At 63.7% G+C, this 19590-nt stretch carries 13 protein-coding genes; 3 read left to right on the top strand and 10 right to left on the bottom strand.

The genetic code is table 11. The features are described from left to right. Positions 1-79: 79 nt before the first annotated feature. A complete protein-coding gene (lon, locus tag ABCR88_RS26405; RefSeq protein ID WP_011063176.1) occupies positions 80-2500 on the bottom strand; it encodes an endopeptidase La in 2421 nt (806 codons plus the stop codon). Between the two features lie 458 nt (positions 2501-2958). On the opposite strand from lon, the gene ABCR88_RS26400 reads away from it, so the two are divergent. Continuing rightward, on the top strand, positions 2959-5301 hold the full coding sequence (locus ABCR88_RS26400) for a GGDEF domain-containing phosphodiesterase (RefSeq protein WP_015636861.1): 2343 nt from the start codon (positions 2959-2961) through the stop codon (positions 5299-5301). A 36-nt stretch (positions 5302-5337) separates the two neighbouring features. On the opposite strand, the gene ABCR88_RS26395 is transcribed toward ABCR88_RS26400, so the two are convergent. Then, complete coding sequence (locus ABCR88_RS26395; RefSeq protein ID WP_041119718.1) at positions 5338-5769, bottom strand: hypothetical protein; 432 nt, start codon at positions 5767-5769, stop codon at positions 5338-5340. Between the two features lie 202 nt (positions 5770-5971). Beyond that, on the bottom strand, positions 5972-6589 hold the full coding sequence (locus ABCR88_RS26390) for a response regulator transcription factor (RefSeq protein ID WP_015636859.1): 618 nt from the start codon (positions 6587-6589) through the stop codon (positions 5972-5974). 145 nt (positions 6590-6734) lie between these two features. Between ABCR88_RS26390 and ABCR88_RS26385 the strand changes: the two genes are divergently transcribed. Further along, the gene (locus tag ABCR88_RS26385) at positions 6735-8393 is read left to right on the top strand and encodes a hybrid sensor histidine kinase/response regulator (RefSeq protein WP_041119717.1); all 1659 of its coding nucleotides are present in this window, start codon (positions 6735-6737) and stop codon (positions 8391-8393) included. On the opposite strand, the gene ABCR88_RS26380 is transcribed toward ABCR88_RS26385, so the two are convergent. The 6 genes from ABCR88_RS26380 to ABCR88_RS26355 all read right to left on the bottom strand — a co-directional run bounded on the left by ABCR88_RS26380 (position 8371) and on the right by ABCR88_RS26355 (position 15670). Continuing rightward, positions 8371-9018 (bottom strand): carboxypeptidase-like regulatory domain-containing protein, encoded by a 648-nt coding sequence (locus tag ABCR88_RS26380; protein WP_350023175.1) that lies wholly within the window; start codon positions 9016-9018, stop codon positions 8371-8373. The two genes, ABCR88_RS26385 and ABCR88_RS26380, sit on opposite strands and share 23 nt — an antisense overlap. A 104-nt stretch (positions 9019-9122) precedes the next feature. After that, complete coding sequence (locus ABCR88_RS26375; protein ID WP_232641883.1) at positions 9123-9416, bottom strand: hypothetical protein; 294 nt, start codon at positions 9414-9416, stop codon at positions 9123-9125. A gap of 229 nt (positions 9417-9645) precedes the next feature. Next, entirely contained in the window at positions 9646-9945 is a 300-nt protein-coding gene (locus tag ABCR88_RS26370) for a hypothetical protein (RefSeq protein ID WP_350023174.1), read from the bottom strand. A gap of 383 nt (positions 9946-10328) precedes the next feature. Continuing rightward, positions 10329-12749, bottom strand: coding sequence for a glucose/quinate/shikimate family membrane-bound PQQ-dependent dehydrogenase (locus ABCR88_RS26365; RefSeq protein ID WP_350403678.1), 2421 nt, complete (start codon positions 12747-12749; stop codon positions 10329-10331). 117 nt (positions 12750-12866) lie between these two features. After that, positions 12867-14240 (bottom strand): carbohydrate porin, encoded by a 1374-nt coding sequence (locus ABCR88_RS26360; protein ID WP_325985186.1) that lies wholly within the window; start codon positions 14238-14240, stop codon positions 12867-12869. A gap of 227 nt (positions 14241-14467) precedes the next feature. Then, positions 14468-15670, bottom strand: a complete 1203-nt coding sequence (locus ABCR88_RS26355) for a benzoate/H(+) symporter BenE family transporter (protein WP_350403677.1) — start codon at positions 15668-15670, stop codon at positions 14468-14470. Between the two features lie 306 nt (positions 15671-15976). Here ABCR88_RS26355 and ABCR88_RS26350 point away from each other — a divergent pair, with 306 nt between their 5' ends. Next, a complete protein-coding gene (locus ABCR88_RS26350) occupies positions 15977-17365 on the top strand; it encodes a PLP-dependent aminotransferase family protein (RefSeq protein WP_041119711.1) in 1389 nt (462 codons plus the stop codon). 65 nt (positions 17366-17430) lie between these two features. Here the strand turns inward: ABCR88_RS26350 and ABCR88_RS26345 are convergent, their stop codons facing one another. Continuing rightward, positions 17431-19470 carry a TonB-dependent receptor gene (locus tag ABCR88_RS26345; protein ID WP_072442625.1) on the bottom strand — a complete coding sequence of 680 codons (2040 nt, stop codon included), beginning with the start codon at positions 19468-19470 and terminating at the stop codon, positions 17431-17433. Positions 19471-19590 lie beyond the last annotated feature (120 nt).

Here is a 19590-nt window from a genome sequence, read left to right as displayed (position 1 = left end):
TTGGCGGTTATGGCCTGTTCGCCAGCAAGCCAGCTACTGCGAGGGGGGGCCTGCAGAAGCCAGCTTGCGGCGAAAGGGGTTAGAACAGCACTTTGGCCACGTCGGCAAAACGCTTGGCAAAATGCACGGTGATGCCTTCCTTGAGGTAGTCCGGCAGTTCTTCGAAATGCCCGCGGTTGGGCTCCGGCAGGATCAACTCGTGGATCTTCTGGCGCCGCGCGGCGATGACTTTCTCGCGCACCCCGCCAATGGGCAGCACGTGGCCGGTGAGGGTCAGCTCGCCGGTCATGGCCACGCCTTTCTTCGGCGGCTGGTTGCGCGCCAGGGACAGCAGGGCGCTGGCCATGGTCACCCCGGCACTGGGGCCGTCCTTGGGGGTGGCGCCTTCGGGAACGTGCAGATGGACGAAGGCTTCGTCGAAGAACTTGCTGTCGCCGCCGAATTGCTTGAGGTGCGAGCTGACGTAGCTGTAGGCGATCTCCGCCGATTCCTTCATCACATCCCCCAGTTGCCCGGTGAGCTTGAAGCCGCGGTTGTGGGTGTGAATGCGCGTGGCCTCGATAGGCAGGGTGGCGCCGCCCATGCTGGTCCAGGCCAGGCCGGTGATGACCCCGGTGCCGCTCAGGACCTGCTCGTTACGGAACACCGGCATGCCCAGGGAAGCCTCCAGGTCCTTGGGCGCGATCTTGATCGTGGCGTCCGGCTCGTCCAGCAGCTTGACCACTGCCTTGCGTACCAGCTTGCCCAGTTGTTTCTCCAGCTGGCGCACCCCGGCTTCCCGGGCGTAGCCATCGATCACCGTGCGCAGGGCGCTGTCGCTGATGCTCAGGCTGGTCTTGGCGACACCGGCCTTTTCCAGCTGCTTGGGCCACAGGTGGCGTTTGGCGATGGCCAGTTTTTCTTCGGTGATGTAGCCGGACAGGCGAATCACTTCCATACGGTCCAGCAGCGGGCCGGGAATCGAATCCAGGGTGTTGGCAGTGCACACGAACAGGACCTTGGACAGGTCCATGCGCAGGTCCAGGTAGTGATCGAGGAAGTCGACGTTCTGCTCCGGGTCCAGGGTCTCCAGGAGGGCCGAGGCCGGGTCGCCCTGGTAGCTCTGGCCCATCTTGTCGATCTCGTCGAGCATGATCACCGGGTTCATCACCTCCACTTCCTTGAGGGCCTGCACCAGCTTGCCCGGCTGGGCGCCGATGTAGGTGCGGCGGTGGCCCTTGATCTCGGCTTCATCACGCATGCCGCCGACGCTGAAGCGGTAGAACGGCCGCCCCAGGGATTCGGCGATGGATTTGCCGACGCTGGTCTTGCCGACACCGGGTGGGCCTACCAGCAGCACGATGGAGCCGCTGATCTCGCCCTTGTAGGCGCCCACTGCGAGGAATTCGAGGATACGGTTCTTGATGTCGTCGAGCCCGGCGTGGTGCTTGTCCAGCACCTTGCGCGCGTGCTTGAGGTCGAGCTTGTCGTCGCCGAAGACGCCCCAGGGCACGGCCGTGGCCCATTCCAGGTAGTTGCGGGTAACCGCATATTCCGGCGAGCCGGTCTCCAGGATCGACAGCTTGTTCATTTCCTCGTCGATGCGTTTCTGCGCCTGGGGCGGCAGCACTTTGCCAGTCAGGCGCTGTTCGAACTGCTCCAGGTCGGCGCTGCGGTCATCTTTGGTCAACCCCAGCTCCTGCTGGATCACCTTGAGCTGCTCCTTGAGGAAGAACTCGCGCTGGTGCTCGCCGATCTTGCGGTTGACCTCGGCGGAAATCTCTTTCTGCAGGCGCGCCACTTCGACTTCCTTGCGCAGCATCGGCAGGACTTTTTCCATGCGCTTGAGCATGGGCACGCAGTCCAGCACTTCCTGCAGTTCGTTGCCGGTGGCGGAGGTCAGGGCGGCGGCGAAGTCGGTCAGGGGCGACGGATCGTTGGGGCTGAAGCGGTTGAGGTAGTTCTTCAGCTCTTCGCTGTACAGCGGGTTGAGCGGCAGCAACTCCTTGATCGCATTGATCAGCGCCATGCCGTAGGCCTTGACCTCGTCGGTGGGCTCGCTGGGCTGATGGGGGTACTCGACCTCCACCAGGTAGGGCGGACGATGGTGCTTGAGCCAGGTGCGGATGCGCACCCGGGTCAGGCCCTGGGCAACGAACTGCAGCTTGCCGTTTTCACGGCTGGCGTGATGGACCTTGACCAGGGTGCCGTACTCCGGCAGCGCGGAGGTATCGAAGTGCCGCGGGTCCTCTTGCGGGGTGTCCATGAAAAACAGGGCAAGGGAGTGATGCTCGGATTTGCTCACCAGTTCCAGGGTTTCGGCCCAGGGCTCTTCATTGACGATGACCGGCAATACTTGCGCAGGAAAGAAGGGACGATTGTGAATCGGGATGATGTAGACCTTGTCCGGCAGATTCTGTCCGGGCAGGGCCAGGCCGGTGCCATGGGCAGCCTGGTGTTCGGTGTTTTCCGGATCGACGTAGTCACGTGGATCTTCGGGAAATTCTTGCTGGTCGCTCATGGAGGCTCCTGCGCGATGGACTATGCAGCTTAGATGGGGCAGGTCGCCGCGGGTTTCAATGGGGGACTGGTTTCAGCGTTTTTCCGATGCGGTGGGAAATGCCGCTGCATCGCCCCTTGCCCTGGCAGAGAAGCGTTGCATCGCCGCGGTCTAGGCTGTTCTTGCTGCATGCCTGGGGTTTTTTACGAAGGGATTCAAGCTCACTTGAAGGGGCTGTTTGACATGGGTTGTCAATAAAATGACTGCGATGTCACCTGTTTTATTGCGTGATCTTGTGTAATTTGAGGATTAATCTGATTGCCCGGAATGCCGGAATGAAGCTGGCATTTATTTGACGCGCGCATTCAGCTTCTCAGAGGAATGGGTATGAAGAAGGGATTTTTCAGCTTCCGGCAGGGGGTATCCGCGTCGGCCTTTTCAAGACCCGCCGGGGACTTGGAGCGACTGAGAGCAGCCTTATGAAGTGGCGCCGAACCTTTCAGGCAAGGATTGTCGGGGTGCTGGCGCTATTGCTGTTGGTATTGATTGCCGCGGTGTATTTCGCGGTCAAGACCGCCACCACCCAAGCGGTGGAGCGCCAGGCGCAATTGCAACTGAAGATCGGCACCCGGGTATTCGAACGGCTGTTGGACTTGCGCGGTCGCAACCTGCAGTACGGTGTCGACTGGCTGGTGGTGGATTCCGAGTTTCGCCGGGCGGTGCTCAGCGGCAAGCCGGTGGATATCCTTGCCGCCCTGGCCCAGCATAGCGGCGGCATCCGTTCCAGCGAGATGTTCGTGCTCAGCCCCGAGGGCCGGGTCATCGCCAGCACCCTGCCGGTGATCGCCCGGGACCAGCACTTTCCCTACGACCAGGCCCTGCGCCGGGCCATGCGGCACAACACCCACATGCTCTTCGTCGCAATCAAGGGCCGGCCCTATCTGCTGGTCCAGGGGGAAGTGCTGGAGTCGCTACCCATCGCCCGGGTAGTGATGGGCTTTCCCATGGATGAGCTGTTTGCCCAGGAACTGCGCTCCATGAGCAACCTGGAAGTGTCGTTTCTGACGGTCGATGGTCAGCATCCCGGCGAGCTGTTCAGCACCCAGCCGGAGTTCTTCTGGTCGCCCATCATCAATGTCCTGGCCGACTCCCTGTGGCAATCCCTGCCGCAGTTGAGCGAGACCCATGGCCAGCGTTTCCTCAACCAGGCCTTGCAACTGGCCAATACCGGGGATGCCGGCGATCCGCGGGTCATGGCCTTGCTGCAAAGCCCCCTGGAGCAGGCGTTGCAGGCCTTTGCCCCGCTGGACCGGGAGTTCATGTGGATCGCCATGGTAGCGCTGGTGGTCTCCCTGGTCTGCGCCCTGCTGATGGCGCGGCGGGTATCGCGGCCCCTGGAAGACCTGGCCCAGGCGGCAAGACGCATCGGTGCCGGTAACTATCAGGCCCCGGTAACCATCAAGCGCAGCGACGAGTTCGGGGTGCTTGCAGATGCCTTCAACGCCATGCAGAGCGCCATTGCCACCCGCGAACGGCAACTGGCCCACAACGCTCTGCATGATCCGCTGACCGGGCTGCCGAACCGGGCCCTGGCCATCGAACGCCTGACCAAGGCCATTGCCGCCCGGCGCAATGTGGTGCTGCTCTACCTGGGCATCGACAACTATCGGGCGATCAACGAAGGCTTTGGCACAGAAGGCCTGGACCAGATGATGGGCGAGCTCAGCCGGCGCCTGCGAGAAGTATTGTCCCAGGGCGATACGGCGGCCCGGATCACTGCCAGTGAATTCCTCCTGCTGCTGGAGAACACCGAACTGGACGGGGCCATGGCCATGGCTGACCGGCTGCATGACCTGCTAAGCCGGCCGCAACTGATCCAGGGCGATGAGGTGCGCCGGCAGATCTGCATGGGGATGGCGGTGTACCCCGCCGACGGCAAGTCCGCCGAGGAACTGATCAGCCGCGCCGCCATCGCCCGCCATGATGCTTCGCTCAAGCCCGGTTACTTGCAGGTCTACCAGCAGGACCGAGACCTGGCTCACCAGCGGCAGATCAGCCTGATCCGCGACCTGCGCCGGGCGGCCGCCGAAGGTGAGCTGTTCCTGTTGTACCAGCCCAAGCTCGATCTGCGCCGGGACTACCTGCACCAGGCCGAAGCCCTGCTGCGCTGGCAGCACCCGGTGTTCGGCGTGGTCTCGCCGGCGGAATTCATTCCCCTGGCCGAGCGCACCGGCAGCATGCACAGCCTCACCGCCTGGGTCATCGAAGCCTGTATCCGCCAGTTGGCGGAGTGGAACCGCCGGGCCCTGCCTGTACGCCTGTCACTGAACATCTCGGCCAGCGACCTGGAGGACGACGGCCTGGAGGTACGGGTCAGCGATTACCTTGAGGGCTATCAGGTGGCAGCCGAACAGTTGGTGTTCGAGATCACCGAGAGCGCCATCATGCGCGACCCGGAGCAGGCCCTGGCCGTGCTGCAACGCTTGCGCGGCTGCGGCATCAGCCTGTCGGTGGACGATTTCGGTACCGGCTATTCATCCCTGGCGCAGTTGCAGCGCCTGCCGGTGCAGGAACTGAAGATCGACCAGTCGTTCATCCGCAATCTGGATGAAACCAGCGGCGATGCGGTGATCGTGCGTTCCACCATTGAAATGAGCCACAAGCTGGGGCTCAAGGTGGTGGCCGAAGGCGTGGAATATGAGCATTGCCTGAAATTGCTGGAAAGCTGGGGCTGCGACACGGTGCAGGGCTATCTGATCAGCCGACCTTTGCCGACCGAGGCCTTTGAGCGCTGGCTGGTGAACTCCCGGGTGTCGAGCTGAAAGCTGGATGGCCGAGGGGCCATCCAGGGGGCGCGCTCAGGGGGCGGCGGACTCAGCCTTGGTCAACAGGCTTTGCAGCTCCGGCTCTATGCCTTCCTCACTGAGGTTGTCCATGATTTCCAGGATGCAGGGCGCATAGCGGGGCTCGATGGCCGCTTCCGACCAGTCCAGTTCATAGATCGCCATGACCCTCACGTCCAGGTAGGGCGAATCCACCAGCAGGCGTTTCAGCAGCTCGATGGCCGGCGGGCTGCGCAACTCTCCCAGGGACACCGCGCAGCGGTGCTGCCAGTACTCGGGGCGCGACAGCAGGGTTTCGCCGAGGCGTTGCCATTGCGCCGAGGTAAAGGCGTGGAGGACTCCCTTGGCCACCTGCTCGGTGGTGTATTCGTTCCAGTTGGCGGCTTCCGAGTCACCGAACCAGTGGTGTAACCGTTCAAACAACTCATCACGCTTATCCGTACTCATGATGTCTTTCTCCTGCGAGGGCGGTCGCGCCAGCACGCTGTTCCTGGCGTGCCGCCCAATGCCATGGCGTTTATACCGGCGTGCCAGAACCGATGCTGCCTCATTTGCGCAGGGCTTCCCAGCATTAACGGCGCGCGCTGACCAACCGTGTCTTGGCATTCTGGTGCAGGCCGCCCGATAGCGCGGCCCCGATTGTCCCGGTTTACCAGGTGCCGGCGAACTTCACCGCCGCCGCGGCGCGCGACGGCACCTTGAGGGTATGCAGCAGGGAAGACACGTGGATGCGTACGGTGAACGGCGAGATATCCAGCTCTCGGGCGATTTCCTTGTTGGTCTTGCCCTGGGCGATCAGGCGCAGGACTTCCTGTTGCCGGGTGGTCAGCTGGCTCACTTCGGCGCAGGCGTCCAGGGGCAGCAGCAAGCCGGAAGGCGCGTACTTGACCACCACGTCGCCTTCGCGGATGGCCTGTATCGCCTGGCCGATCTCGTCCGGGCTGATGCTCTTGCCGATAAAACCGTCGGCCCCGGCGGCCATGACTTCGGCGATCAGGTCCTGGTTGTCGACCATCGACACCACGATGATCGAGGTGCGCGGCAATTGCTGGCGCAGGCCGGCAATCATGCTGACCGAGGTCAGGCCGGGAAAGCGCAGGTCGAGAATCAGCGAGTCCGGCTCCTCGCCGCTCTCGGCCAGGGCCATTACCGCAGCCAGGTCGCCGGCCTCTTCGAGCACGGCATCGGGCAGCAAGCGCTGGATGGTGCGCAGCATGCCTTCGCGAAACAACGGGTGGTCGTCGGCGACGATAATCCGGCATGTCATGTTTGAAACTCCTTGAAACATCCAGTCCTGTGGGCATGCTAACTTGGCGCACGGCGTTGTAACTGCCCGCTGGTCGTGTCCGATGGGCCAGTTTGCCGAACGGCAAAAGACCACGGCAGCGCATATTGCACAAGGAGGTGATTGCATGAAAGTTGAGAAAGACAGTGAACTCGATCAGGCCACCCTGCGGATTATCGTCGCCGGATGCGCTCTGGTCTGGTTTGGCCTAATCGGCTTCCTGCCGGGGCAGGATGTGGATCCCTACGTGCCGGTGATGATCTACATTTCCCTGTTCATGCTGGGTTCGATCGTGCTGCGCATGGCCATTGCCCGTTGGCCCGGGCACTACCCGGCGCGGCGCATCCTGGGCATGGTCTATGACTACACCGGCACCTGTTACGGCCTGGTGGTAGGCGGCGAGGGGGCGCTGCCGATCTACGCGGTGATGGTCTGGGTCAACCTGGGCAATGGCATGCGTTTCGGTTCGCGCTACCTGGCGATCGCCACCGTGCTGGCGCAGGTCGCGCTGTTCATGGTCTACCTGCTGACCCCCTATTGGCAGGCCCAGCCCTACATGGTGCTGATGCTGATGATCACCAGCACGGTGATTCCGGTGTACGCCCATATCCTGCTCAAGCGCACCCGCCTGGCGTCCGAAGAGGCGATTGCCGCCAACCTGGAAAAATCCCGCTTCCTGGCCCAGGCCAGCCATGACCTGCGCCAGCCGATCCACTCCATCGGCCTGTTCACCGCCTGCCTGCGCGAAGCCAACCTGGGGATGGATGAGCGGCGGCTGGTGGACAACATCGACCGTTCGCTGCTCAACGTTTCGCAGCTGTTCCGTTCGATCCTCGACCTCTACACCCTGGACAACGGGCGGGTGCAGCCCAAGTACGACACCGTGCACCTGGGCGAGCTGCTGCGCGACCTGGTACGCCAGAACACCGAAGCCGCGCGCTGGGCCGGTGTCGAGCTGCGGTTGCGGCCTTGCGCCCATTGGGTGCGGGTCGACCCGGGGTTGTTGGCGACCATGGTGCAGAACGTGCTGTCCAACTGCTTCAAGTACGCCGCCGAACGGCCGGTGCTGATTGGCGTGCGCCGGCGCGGCGCAGGCCTGGCCATTGTCATTTATGACCAGGGCCGGGGGATTGCCGAGGAACATCTGCCGAAGATCTTCGATGAGTTCTACCGGGTCCGCCAATTGCGCGACAAGGACGTCGAAGGCGTCGGCCTGGGTCTGTCCATCGTCAAGCGCCTGGGGCAGTTGACCGGCCTGCAGGTGACGCTCCGCTCGCGGGTCGATCACGGCACCACGGTCAGCCTGCATGGCTTGTCACCGGCCGCGCCACAGCGCTTGCACGGCCGTGACGAGGCGCTGCAGAGCGGTTTGCTGACCGGGTTGCGGGTCTGTCTGGTGGAAGATGACCGCAACGTGCTGCTGGCCACTTCGGCGCTGCTGGAGCGCTGGGGCTGCGTGGTCCAGGCCGAATCAAGCGGGGAGAACCTGCTGACCGATTGCGACATTATCGTCGCCGACTATGACCTGGGCACCCGGGCCTCGGGTATCGAATGCATCGACAGCATCCGTCAGCAGCGGGGCTGGGAAGTGCCGGCGCTGATCATCACCGGGCACGACATCGAAAAAATCCACGCCGCCCTGCACGACCGTAACATCGCCATCCTCTCCAAGCCGGTGCGGCCGGTGGAACTGCGCAGCACCTTGCGGGCCCTGCGCGAGGCACCGCTGGTGCCTGCCCACAGGGCTGCGGCGCCAGAGACAGTTACCAGGTCCGGCACGGGATAAGCAGGGGGTAGTTGGTCATGGTCAGCTTCTTGTTCTCGCCGCTGGCCAGTTCGACGAAGTCATCCAGCATCCCTGAGTACGAAGAGATCGAACTGCGCTCGGTGTAGTAGTGGGTGGTCACCGGCCCGTAGTTGGTGTTGCTCTGGCCGGTGCCGACGTACTCGTTCCAGCGGCTGGTGCCGTACACCATGTCCTGGCCCTGGACGAAGTATCGACCAGGTTGCAAGCCCGTGAATTGGAAGATGCCGTTGCCGTCGGTCCGGGTCACCCGGTGCACGGCCACGGCCTCGGGGGCCATGCTTACCGGCGCGCCTTCGGGTTGGGACGCGCGTAACTTGTGCCAGGCCTGCAAGTGCGGGGTGACCGGGTAGAGATAGATCTTGACGTCGCGGCTGTCCTCGATGCCGTCGTTGCCGACGATGCAGAACTTTCCGGTGAGCGTTGCAGTGCCCGGTTGCAGGGCGGCGCGGGCGGCCTGGGTGTCGAAGGGGACCTCGGGGTACTGCACGGTTGGGATCTTGACCGGAGGGTATTCGTCCAGGGTTCGTCCCTGACGCGGCGCGCAGGCACACAAGGCACAGGCGAGCAGGACCGTGCCTGCCACCATGAGGAAGCGAGAGTTCATGGATTCAGAACCTTTCAAGAAGTTGCAGTGTTCGCGCGCCATCGGCCTGCTACGGCGCAGGTGCCGGTGGTCGCCGCGAACCTGGGGGGCCAGAGGCCGCCGGCTTACTGCTTGGTGCACTCGGCGGGCAATGCGACTACCCCGCCCATGGAGGCGAAGGCGACCATTCCGCCGCTGGGCAATATGCAGTTGTATTCGCCGTTGCTGGTGCTGGCGGTGAAGTAGGTCTGGGAGGCGTCGCTGCGGACATTGGAGACCGTGTTCACCGGTTTGCCGAGGGTGGTCTGGGCGCGGTTCTTGAGGTCGTCGTTGCTCGGTTTGGCAATGGCGCAACCGCCCAGGGCGAGGGCCAGGGCGCTGAGCAGGGCAACGGGGCGGAGGCTGGACTGGAGTTTCATGATGAATCTTCCTTGGTGTTGTTGTGTTTTCAACGGCGCAGCCGCTCCCGACACCGCAGGCTGGCGGCGGTGGGGAGATCAGGTGGTTGCCCGGCACTATAGCCCCGGGTTGGGGGAGGGTCGATTAGCACAAATGGGCTAATGTCGCTTTGCAATTACGGGGCTGCTGAGCAGGCGATCAGGGCCGCTTGAGAGGACCGGCGAGGCGCCGCCGGTCCTGGAGCCGGGGTCAGGGCAGCAGTTGTTCCTGCAGGCGTCGGCCCAGCACGTCCAGCAGGTCACAGCCATCGCGCAGGGGGATGACGCACAGCTGGGCGAAATCCTGGAGCAGGGCCGGGTTGCTCTGCAGGTTGTCGTGGCTGGCGATGTTCTCCAGCAACTGGGTGGCCGCGCGGATGCGGTGCGCGGCGGCCTCGTGGAGAGCGTCCAGCGGGGCCTGGGTGTCCACCAGCAGCGCGGGGATGTTGTAATCGTTGCTGGTGAGGGGCATATGGCGTTGCTCGGTCGGGTCAGCGGCGTTGTTGTTCATTGCTGTGGGTCCCTCTCGCAGGAATCGGATTGGCCACTAGGTGGCGTTGTTTACGCCTAACGAGATAGGGGCTTCCACACCCTGTCACGGTCTTGCCGGTGACAGGTCAGACCTTAAAGGCTGAGTCCTGAATGGACAAGGTGATGCAATTGGACGCGAGTTGTAGGAATTTTCGGTGATCGCAATGTGAGAGGTTGCCGGTCGAGCAAGATCGAACGCCAGGCACCTTGTAGGAGCCGGCTTGCCGGCGAACAGGTCCGCAAGCCATGCAGTGCCCGGGCCGACGCCTTCGCTGGCAAGCCAGCTCCTACGGGGAGTGCGAACGGCATAAAAAAGGGCGGCTACCCCAAGGTAGCCGCCCTTTTTATATCCGTCGGTAAAGCTTATTCCGACAGTTTGTAGGCAATGATGTAGTCGCCCATCTTGGTGCCGAGGGAGCCGTGGCCGCCCACGACCACCAGCACGTACTGCTTGCCATCCTTGCCGGTGTAGCTCATCGGCGTGGCCTGGCCGCCCGCTGGCAGGCGGGACTTCCACAGCTCCTTGCCGTTCTTCACGTCATAGGCGCGGATGTACTGGTCCAGGGTGCCGCTGAGGAAGCCCACGCCACCACCGGTGACCATGGAGCCGCCCATGCTCGGCACGCCCATCGGCAGGCCGATCGGGATCGGCGAGCTGTCACGGCTGGTGCCGTTCTTGTGCTTCCACACCACCTTGCTGGTGGTCAGGTCGATACCGGCCACGTAGCCCCAGGCCGGTGCCTGGCAGGGTACGCCCAGAGGCGACATGAACGGGTGCATGATCACCGCGTAAGGCGCGCCGGTGTTGGGTTGCACGCCCGAGGTCTCGCTTTCGCGCTTGCTGCCGGCGGCGACTTCGGCCCGCGGCACCAGCTTGGAAACGAAGGCCATGTAGTTCGGGCTGGTGAACAGCAACTGGCGCACCGGGTCCAGGGACACGCTGCCCCAGTTGAATACGCCGACGTTACCCGGGTAGATCAGGCTGCCCTGCACCGACGGCGGGGTGTACTGGCCTTCATAGCGCAGTTCCTTGAACTGGATGCGGCACAGCATCTGGTCGAACGGTGTCGCGCCCCACATGGCCTTTTCGTCCAGTGGTGGTGGCAGCAGGTTCAGGTCCGAGCGGGCCTGGGTTGGCGCGGTGTGGTCGCCTTCGACTGCGCCGGTGGGGGCTGGTACTTCACGGATCGGCACGATCGGGGTGCCGTCGCGACGGTCCAGCACGTACAGGCTGCCTTGCTTGGTCGGCTGGATCAGCGCCGGCTTGACGCCGTCCGCAGTCTTCATGTCGAGCAGGGTCGGCTGGCTGCCCACGTCCATGTCCCACAGGTCGTGGTGGGTGAACTGGTAGTTCCAGCGCAGCTTGCCGGTGTCGATGTCCAGGGCCACGGTGCCGGCGCTGAATTTCTCGGCGCCCGCGGTGCGGTTGCCGCCCCATTGGTCAGGCATCTGGTTGCCCAGTGGCAGGTAGACCATGCCCAGTTTCTCGTCGACGCTGGCCAGGGACCACATGTTCGGCGAGTTGCGGGTATAGGTCTTGCCTTCCGGCAGCGGAGTGGTCTCGTCCGGGTTGCCCGAATCCCAGTTCCACACCAGGTGACCGTCGTGCACGTCGAAGGCGCGGATCACGCCGGACGGCTCGTTGGTCGACTCGTTGTCGGTCACGTGGCCGCCAATGATCACCAGGTTACGGGTGATGGCCGCCGGGGAGGTGGAGTAGTAGCCGCCCGGGGTGAATGGGCCGATACCGGCTTTCAGGTCCACGGCGCCTTTGGTGCCGAAGTCTTCACAGACCTTGCCGGTGTCGGCGTTGATGGCGATCAGGCGCGCATCGGCGGTAGGCAGGAACAGGCGACGCGGGCAGCTGGTAGCGATGGCCTGGCCCGCCGGGGACAGGGTGGCCGGCTGGCTGATGGCGTCGGCGTTCTTGAAGTTGGCTTCGTCGTAGTACGACACGCCACGGCAGGTCATGTGTGCCCAGCCACGGAAGTCGTCGCCGTTGGGGCCCTGGATCTGCGGGTCGAAGCGCCAGATTTCCTTGCCGGTATCCGGGTCCAGGGCCAGCACCTTGCTGTGGGCGGTGCAGGCATAGAGCTTGCCGTTGACCTTCAGCGGGGTGTTCTGGTTGGTGATTTCCACCGGGTCCTTGTCGGTCGGCATGTCGCCGGTGCGGATGCGCCAGGCTTCCTGCAGCTTGCCGATGTTGGTCGGGGTGATCTGCTTCAGCGGCGAGTAGCGATCGCCGAACTCGGTGCGGCCGTAGGCCTGCCATTCACCGTCGGGGATGGCCGGCGCGGTGCTGGTCATGTCCGCGGTGTCGCGGCCCAGGTCACCGGAGATTTCCCCAGGGTTAGTGAACTGGCTGCCAATGGCGGCGCCACCGGCCAGGACCACGGCCACGCTCAGGGCAGCGGTGCCCAGCGGGGCCGGGCCATCGCGCAGCAGCGGGCGACGGAACCAGGGCAGCAGCAGGACCACGCCGAGGGCGAACCACAGCGACAGGCGTGGCACCAGTTGCCACCAGTCCAGGCCGATTTCCCATAGCGACCAGAGGGTACTGGCGAACAGTACCAGGGCGTACAGGCCCAGTGCTGCGCGTTTACCGGCCAGCAGCAAGAGGCCGGTCAACGTCAGGCCGATACCGGCCAGGACGTAATACAGCGAGCCGCCGAGCATGCTCAGCTTGATCCCCCCGGCCAGCAAGGCCAGGCCCATTAGCAGCAGCAAGATCCCGAGCAGGCTTGGCAGCAAGCGGCTCGGACTTGAAGCACCCTCAGTGCTCATAGTGTGGTTCTCCGTGACGTTTAGAGTGTTCCCGCGCATGTTCACTGTAGATGACGATCAGGCGCGGGCTTGGTTCAGCTGAAAACTGTGAATGGCGTCGTTGTGTGCCTGTCGGCCTTAGAACGAACTCTGGATCTTGATCCCGCCGATCAGGGCGTCGTCCACCCGGCTCACGCCGCCGGGGTGGCGGATGTATTGCAGGTTGGGGCGCACGGTCAGCCAGTTGGCCAGGTGCACGCCGTAGTACAGCTCGGCGCTGTATTCGGTGTCCTGGGGCGGCAGGTAGCTCGGGTTGTCGTAGTCGTAGAGCGCCCGGGCCTGGTTGCTGGCCTGGGCATTCTTGCGGTACGCCGGGTTGACATGGACCCGGGCCAGGGCAAAGCCGATGTCATCCTTGGCCCGGGCATCGAACAGCCCCTTGTAGACCAGGCCCGCTTGGACATAGTTGTCGATGGCGTTGGTCTTCTTGTCGTGGGCGGTGACGTTGGCGAACAGGCTCAGGCCGCGGGAGTGGTCGCTGGCCTGGCTGGTGACCTGCTGTTGCGCGCCCAGCCACAGGCCGTGCTTGCTGGAGCTGCTGCGGTAGGCCTCGCCGGTCAGGGCTGCAGGCTGGCCATTGCCATCCTTATAGACGTCGCTGGCCTTGGCGCTGCTGTAGTAATAGCCGGCGCGGTACTCACCGGCCAGGCCGTTGAGTTTGGGTGTCCACACCAGTTCCACTGGCAACAGTGTGCCCTGGGTGCCGCTGCCGCTGAGCTTGAAGCCGTTGTCGCGATCGAGGTTCGAGGGGTTCTGCTCATAGGCACCGATCTGCGCGTAGAGCTCGGCGCTCAGGTGGTACTTGACCCGCAGGGCCCACTGGCTGACCGGCCAGTTGTACCAGACGCTGCCGGCCCAGTTGCCCACCTGGGAGCCGCAGAACGCCAGGTTCTGGAAGTCGCAGGGGAAGCTGTTGAAGTCTTCGCCCTGGCCGAAGCGGCCGGCCTTGATGTCGAGCTTCTGGTCGAAGAATTTCTGCTGGTACCACATTTGCGTCAGGCGCCAGGTCTGGCCGCGGCCCCAGACTTCCTGGGCCGAGGTGAAGCCGCCGACCCGCGGGTCGTTGATCCGGTCGTTGCTGATGTTGTCGCCGTCGCGCTTGGTCACCGTCAGTTGGAATTCGGCGTCGTCCCAGCCGAGGATCTTCTGCAGGTCTAGGTGGCTGCCGAAGGCGAACTGGTCGCTGTAGCGCGCGGTGCGGTCGTGGTCGTAGCCACCGTGCAGGTTGGCGCCCATCTCGCCGACGTAGTCGACCTTGAAGTCGTAGCCTTTGTTGGCCAGTTCCGTGCGGGTGCCATTCCAGTCGCCGAGCATCCACGGTGAGTCACTGTCGAAGGCCGGTGCGGCCTGGGCGCAGGCGGCAAATCCAAGGGCGCCGAGCAGGCTCAGGCTCTTGGGCAGGGCGACGGAAGTCAGGACAGCGCTGTCTTTTAAACGCTGAGAAGTGGGCATAGGCATTCGGATAAGGTCTTTTTCTAGGAATAGGCGGAAGCAAGGGCATGGCGCGTAGCATCGATGCAGGTTGATCGAGCACGGCAGACCACTGATTTCAAAGGGAAAGATGAAACGGTTCAGCTTTATTAGGGGGCTAAGGATAAAGCGCCGTCTCCGGGAGAGAAAGCGCTTTTATTGACATGAACAGTTTCGCAATCGGTAACAGTTCCCGGCCCGGGCTCTGCTCAGCGTGGGGCACTGGTCTGGGCGAGGCTGGGTTTGTGCCGGGTGTGGCTCAGAGCAAAGTGCGCCACCAGGCCGAAGATCAACCCCCAGAACGCAGCGGCCAGGCCCAGGAAGCTCATGCCCGATGCCGTGACCAGGAAGGTGATCAGCGCCGCTTCACGCTGTTTTTCGTCGGCCATGGCGCCGCTCAACCCGGCGCTGATGGCGCCGAATAGGGCCAGGCCGGCCAGTGCCGCAATCAGTTCCTTGGGCAGCGCGGCGAACACCGAGGCCAGGGTCGCGCCGAAAATCCCCATGAGGATGTAGAACAGGCCGCAGGCGATCCCGGCGATGTAGCGCTTGTCCTTGTCTTCATGGGCTTCGCGGCCGGTGCAGATGGCAGCGGTGATGGCCGCCAGGTTGATCCCGTGGGAGCCGAACGGCGCCAGCAGTGCCGAGGTGATGGCTGTCCAGGAAATGATCGAGCGGGCCGGGGTGTTGTAGCCGGCGCTGCGCATCACCGCCATGCCCGGCACGTATTGCCCGGTCAGGGTGACCAGGGCCAGGGGCAGGCCGATGTTGATGATGGCGTGCCAGCTCCACTCGGGAGCGATGAAGATCGGCTGGGCCACCGACAGGGTGATGGCACCGCCATTGAGTTCGCCCAGGCCTGCGGCCATCGCGCAGCCCACCAGCAGCACCGCGAGGATCGCGTAGCGGGGTGAAAGGCGCTTGCCCAGCAGGTAGGCGGCGATCATCGCCAGCACCAGGGCCGGTTGCAGGCTGACCGAAGTGAACAGGCCGGCGCCGAAGCGGAACAGGATGCCCGCCAGCATGGCGGCGGCAATCGCCTTGGGCAGGCGGCTCATGAGCTTGTCGAAGGCCCCGGAAAGCCCGACCAGCGCGATGAGCAAGGAGGCCACGATGTAGGCGCCGATGGCCTGGGGCAGCGACACCGTGGGTAGCATCGACACCAGCAGCGCCGCGCCGGGGGTGGACCAGGCGGTGATCACCGGTACTTTCAGGCGCCAGCTCAGCAGCAGGCCGGTGAGGCCGCTGCCGATGGAGATGGCCCAGATCCACGATGACACCTGGTCGCTGGGCAGATGGGCTTCGCGGGCGGCCTGGAACACGATGATCAAGGGGCCGGCGTAGGAAATGATCACGGCGATCAGGCCGGCGATCACGGCGGAGAGGGACAGGTCCTTGCTGAGACTGTGCATGGCATCTCGACTGGGCATGGGTGGGAGGGATTGAGTCGATTGGGTTGGTGATTGTTGAGTGTATTTCAATGAATTGAATCGATTCAATTGTTTCTCAGGATGGCTGTACCGAAATTGGCTGTGTTTTGTTGGTAACTTAATGATTTATAAGAATTTATAGATCACATAAAAAATTTTTAGCGGTTTTTAGTCGCCAGTTTGGCTTGAAGATCGAATCAATTTTCAAAATGAGTCGATGTTAAGAGGCGATCCATGGCTGTGATATGCTCCGGTCCACCTCAACGCAGCCGATGGTCATCAGCCTCCATGTGGGTTCCCCAGTTAAGCGAGTTCAATCAACCGGTCTACCTGTCCATCGCCGACGCCCTGGCGCGGGATATCGGCAGTGGTTTGTTGAATGATGGTGACCGCTTGCCGACCCTGCGCGAGCTGGCGGTAACCCTGAATGTCACCCCTGGCACCATCAGCCGTGCCTACAGCGAAGCTCAGCGGCGCGGGTTGGTGCAGGGCGAAGTCGGCCGCGGCACTTACGTGCTGGCGCAGCCGCCGCTGGTGTTGCCCGAAGGTTCCAGCGCTCCGTCCCTGTCCCTGGGGCAGGCCGAAGTCCTGGACCTGTCGATCATCAAGCCCTACAGCGAAACCCTGGAGTACTGGTTGCGTGGCGCCCTGGTGGGCATGGCCCGCAGCAGTGACTTCGGCCGGGCGCTGGACTACGCCCCCGATGGAGGCCACCCGGCTCATCGCGAGGCCGGGGCGCAGTGGTTGCGGCATTCCTTGCCCGAGGCCAACTGGCAGCAGGTGGTCATTACCTCCGGTGCTCAGCACGGGCTGATGGTGGCCATCAGCGCCCTGAGCAACGCCGGCGACCTGGTGCTTTGCGAGTCGCTCTGCTACCCGGGCATCATCTCCGTGGCCCACGGCCTGGAGCGGCGCCTGCGGGGCGTCGCCATGGATGAAGAGGGAATACTCCCCGAGGCCCTGCGCGAGCAGTGCCTGCGGGAAAAACCGGCGCTGCTGGTGTGCGTCGCCAGTTGCCAGAACCCCACCACGGCGATCATGTCGCCAAGGCGTCGGGCGCAAATTGCGGCAATCGCCGAAGAGTTCGATTTCCTGATCATCGACGACGATATCTACGGCTTTCTCGCCACCGATCCGTCGATCAAGCCGCTGTCGAGCTATGCGCCGCAGCGGTCGGTGTACCTCACCAGCCTGTCCAAGGCGATCATGCCGGCGTTGCGCGTGGGTTACCTCTACAGCCCGCCGAAGCTGCTGTCGCGGCTGAGTTCCATGGTCCGTAGCAGCGTGTGGATGCCGTCGCCGCTGACCGCGCAATTGGCCAGCAATGTGATTGTCGAAGGCTTGGACCGCAAGCTGGTACAAACCCAGCGCAATGAAGCGGCCGCGCGCCAGGCGATTGCCCGGGACGTGTTTGCCGGCCTGGAGATCCGGACCCAGCCCCACAGCTATCACCTGTGGCTGACCTTGCCGGAGCCCTGGACTGGCGATGAGTTCGCCACCCTGGCCCGAGCCAATGGCGTGCTGGTGATGAGCGGCAGCCAGTTCCAGGTGGAACGCGGTGCCAGCTCCCGTTGTGTGCGGGTGGTATTGATGTCGCCCACCACCCAGGACGAGTTGCGCTTTGCCCTGACCCAGCTGGCCAGCCTGATCGAGGCTGACCCGCGGCGTTACCGCTAAGCCCTTGGCCGGCAAGCCGGCTCCTGCGGGGCCCTGTAGGAGCCGGCTTGCCGGCGAACAGGGCCTTAAAAGGTAGTACGCAACCCCACTTCCACACTGCGCCCGGCGGCCGGCGCGATATCCCGCAGGATCGAGCTGGCATAGCGCACGGTCTGGTTGGTCAGGTTCTCGCCCTTGACGAAGGCCAGCCACTGGCTATGTCCGATATCGAAGCGATAACCGGCACTGGCGCCAAAGGTGGTGTAGCCATCGGTGCCGCTTTCGTTGTCCGGCACTCGGCCCTGGCTGGCGGCATGTTGTACATCCAGGCGTGCCTGCCAGCGGTCCAGTTCCCACAGCAGGCCACTGTTCAGGCGCAATGGAGCGATGCGGGGCAGGTCCTGGCCGTTATCCAGGTTCTTGGCGCGGGTGTAGTCGCCGGACAGTTCCAGGGCGAACTTGCCGTAGGCGTTTTCCCCCAGGGTCCAGCGATCCTGGGCCTCGATCCCACTGAAGCGTGCCCGTACTCCGCTGTAGGCGTATTCCGGGATGCCTGTCGCATCTTCTTCGCCTTCATCGTTGAGAGTGCGCCCCGTGCCCAGCAGGCCGATGTAGTTGGAGAAGTGGCTGTAGAACACGCCGACGCTGCCTTTGTGGATGCCGTTGTCGAAGCGCAGGGCCAGGTCGCTGGACACGGCTTTTTCCTTCGATAGCTTGGCGCTGCCCACTTCATAGGTGCCGGTGGCGACGTGGGCGCCGTTGGCATACAGCTCGTAGAAGGTCGGGGCGCGCTCGGTGTAGCCCAGGGTCGCGGCCAGGGACCAGACCGGGGTCAGGGTGTAGACCGCCCCCGAGGACAGGCTGCCGGCGGTGAAGCTGCTGGACTTGTCGGCCTGGGCGAAGCGTGCGTTGCCTTTGCTGTCCGGGTCCACGGTGGTGTGTTCCAGGCGCCCGCCGAGGCTGAGCCGCAGGCGTTCGGTGGCTTGCAGTTCTTCGAGGATGAACAGCGCGCCGCTGTTGGTATCGGTCTGTGGCACGAAGGCTTCTTCGCCCAGGGCGGAGAATTCGTTGCGGTTGACCTGTGCACCGATCACCCCTTCGAGCGGGCCCAGCGGCTGGTGCCGGGCCTCGACACGGGCCTCGTAGCCTTTGTTCTTGAAGGTGGTACCGGTTTCGCCGCCCTCGATCTCGCGGTGTTCGTAGTCGGTGTAGCCGGCGTTGAACTTGAGCGAGCTGAACGGGCCCTGCAGGTTGCGCAGTTCCGAAGCGAAGGCGTAGTGGTCCTGCTTCATGCGGATGCGCACGTCTTCTTCGGCGGGGGAGCCGTAGTTGGAGTCGTAGTTGCTGTAGGACAGGCCGGCATAGCCGTCGTCCCAGGTGTAGGAACCGCCGATGGCACCGCCGTCCTGGCGACCGTCGCTGTTGCCCAGGCGGCCTTTCTTGCCATCCCCGTCTTCACTGGCCGCAGCGTGACGGCTGCGGGCGTAGCCGGGAATCTTCAGGTCATTGAACTGCCGCGAGTTGGCATCCAGGTGCAGGGCAAAGGTGCCATCGCCGGCTTCCAGCTTGCCGGCGCTGCTGCGGGTGGTGTCGGCGCCGCCGTAGCGCAACTCGCCCGCCCCGTGGATGCCCTCGATGGCCTCGGTGGGAATCCGATTGTCGAAGCTGTTGACCACCCCGCCAATGGCGTTGCCGCCGTACAGCAGGGCCGCCGGGCCGCGGACGATCTCGATGCGCTCGACGTTAACCGGGTCCAGGGGCACCGCATGGTCGTAGGACAGCGACGAGGCGTCGAGGGCCCCGACGCCGTTCTGCAGAATGCGAATCCGGTCGCCATCCAGGCCGCGAATGATCGGCCGGCTGGCCCCCGGCCCGAAGTAGGATGAAGACACGCCCGGCTGTTTGTTCAGGGTTTCACCGAGGCTGCCTTTTTGTTCCAGGGTCAGTTGGTCGCCTTCCAGCACAGTGCTTGGGGCGGCCAGTTCGGTGCTGCCCAGGGGGTTGGCGGTGATGACCTGCTGGGGCAATTCCACGGCATGGGCCTGGGAGGCGATCAGCAGCGCGGCGGACAGTGGCGACAGGCGCCAGAGCAGGGAGCGAGAAGGGCGGGGAGTTGAGCGGGACATCGGTCATTCCTTGGCGAACAGAGCGCTAGGCGCTTTGAGTCAGTGAGCAGGCGGGACACGGGGGTGCCCAAAATGCGGGTGAGTTGTTATTGATTGATACAATATAACATCTCTTTTATT

Source organism: Pseudomonas sp. W17 (assembly GCF_040268305.1).
In the GTDB taxonomy this organism is placed as follows: domain Bacteria; phylum Pseudomonadota; class Gammaproteobacteria; order Pseudomonadales; family Pseudomonadaceae; genus Aquipseudomonas; species Aquipseudomonas protegens.
This window is presented reverse-complemented; position numbering and strand designations above follow the sequence as displayed.

Coding starts and splice junctions, on each gene's coding strand:
- lon (WP_011063176.1), bottom strand. CDS start 2,500: ATGAGCGACCAGCAAGAATTTCCCGAAGATCCACGTGACTACGTCGAT.
- ABCR88_RS26400 (WP_015636861.1), top strand. CDS start 2,959: ATGAAGTGGCGCCGAACCTTTCAGGCAAGGATTGTCGGGGTGCTGGCG.
- ABCR88_RS26395 (WP_041119718.1), bottom strand. CDS start 5,769: ATGAGTACGGATAAGCGTGATGAGTTGTTTGAACGGTTACACCACTGG.
- ABCR88_RS26390 (WP_015636859.1), bottom strand. CDS start 6,589: ATGACATGCCGGATTATCGTCGCCGACGACCACCCGTTGTTTCGCGAA.
- ABCR88_RS26385 (WP_041119717.1), top strand. CDS start 6,735: ATGAAAGTTGAGAAAGACAGTGAACTCGATCAGGCCACCCTGCGGATT.
- ABCR88_RS26380 (WP_350023175.1), bottom strand. CDS start 9,018: ATGAACTCTCGCTTCCTCATGGTGGCAGGCACGGTCCTGCTCGCCTGT.
- ABCR88_RS26375 (WP_232641883.1), bottom strand. CDS start 9,416: ATGAAACTCCAGTCCAGCCTCCGCCCCGTTGCCCTGCTCAGCGCCCTG.
- ABCR88_RS26370 (WP_350023174.1), bottom strand. CDS start 9,945: ATGAACAACAACGCCGCTGACCCGACCGAGCAACGCCATATGCCCCTC.
- ABCR88_RS26365 (WP_350403678.1), bottom strand. CDS start 12,749: ATGAGCACTGAGGGTGCTTCAAGTCCGAGCCGCTTGCTGCCAAGCCTG.
- ABCR88_RS26360 (WP_325985186.1), bottom strand. CDS start 14,240: ATGCCCACTTCTCAGCGTTTAAAAGACAGCGCTGTCCTGACTTCCGTC.
- ABCR88_RS26355 (WP_350403677.1), bottom strand. CDS start 15,670: ATGCACAGTCTCAGCAAGGACCTGTCCCTCTCCGCCGTGATCGCCGGC.
- ABCR88_RS26350 (WP_041119711.1), top strand. CDS start 15,977: ATGTGGGTTCCCCAGTTAAGCGAGTTCAATCAACCGGTCTACCTGTCC.
- ABCR88_RS26345 (WP_072442625.1), bottom strand. CDS start 19,470: ATGTCCCGCTCAACTCCCCGCCCTTCTCGCTCCCTGCTCTGGCGCCTG.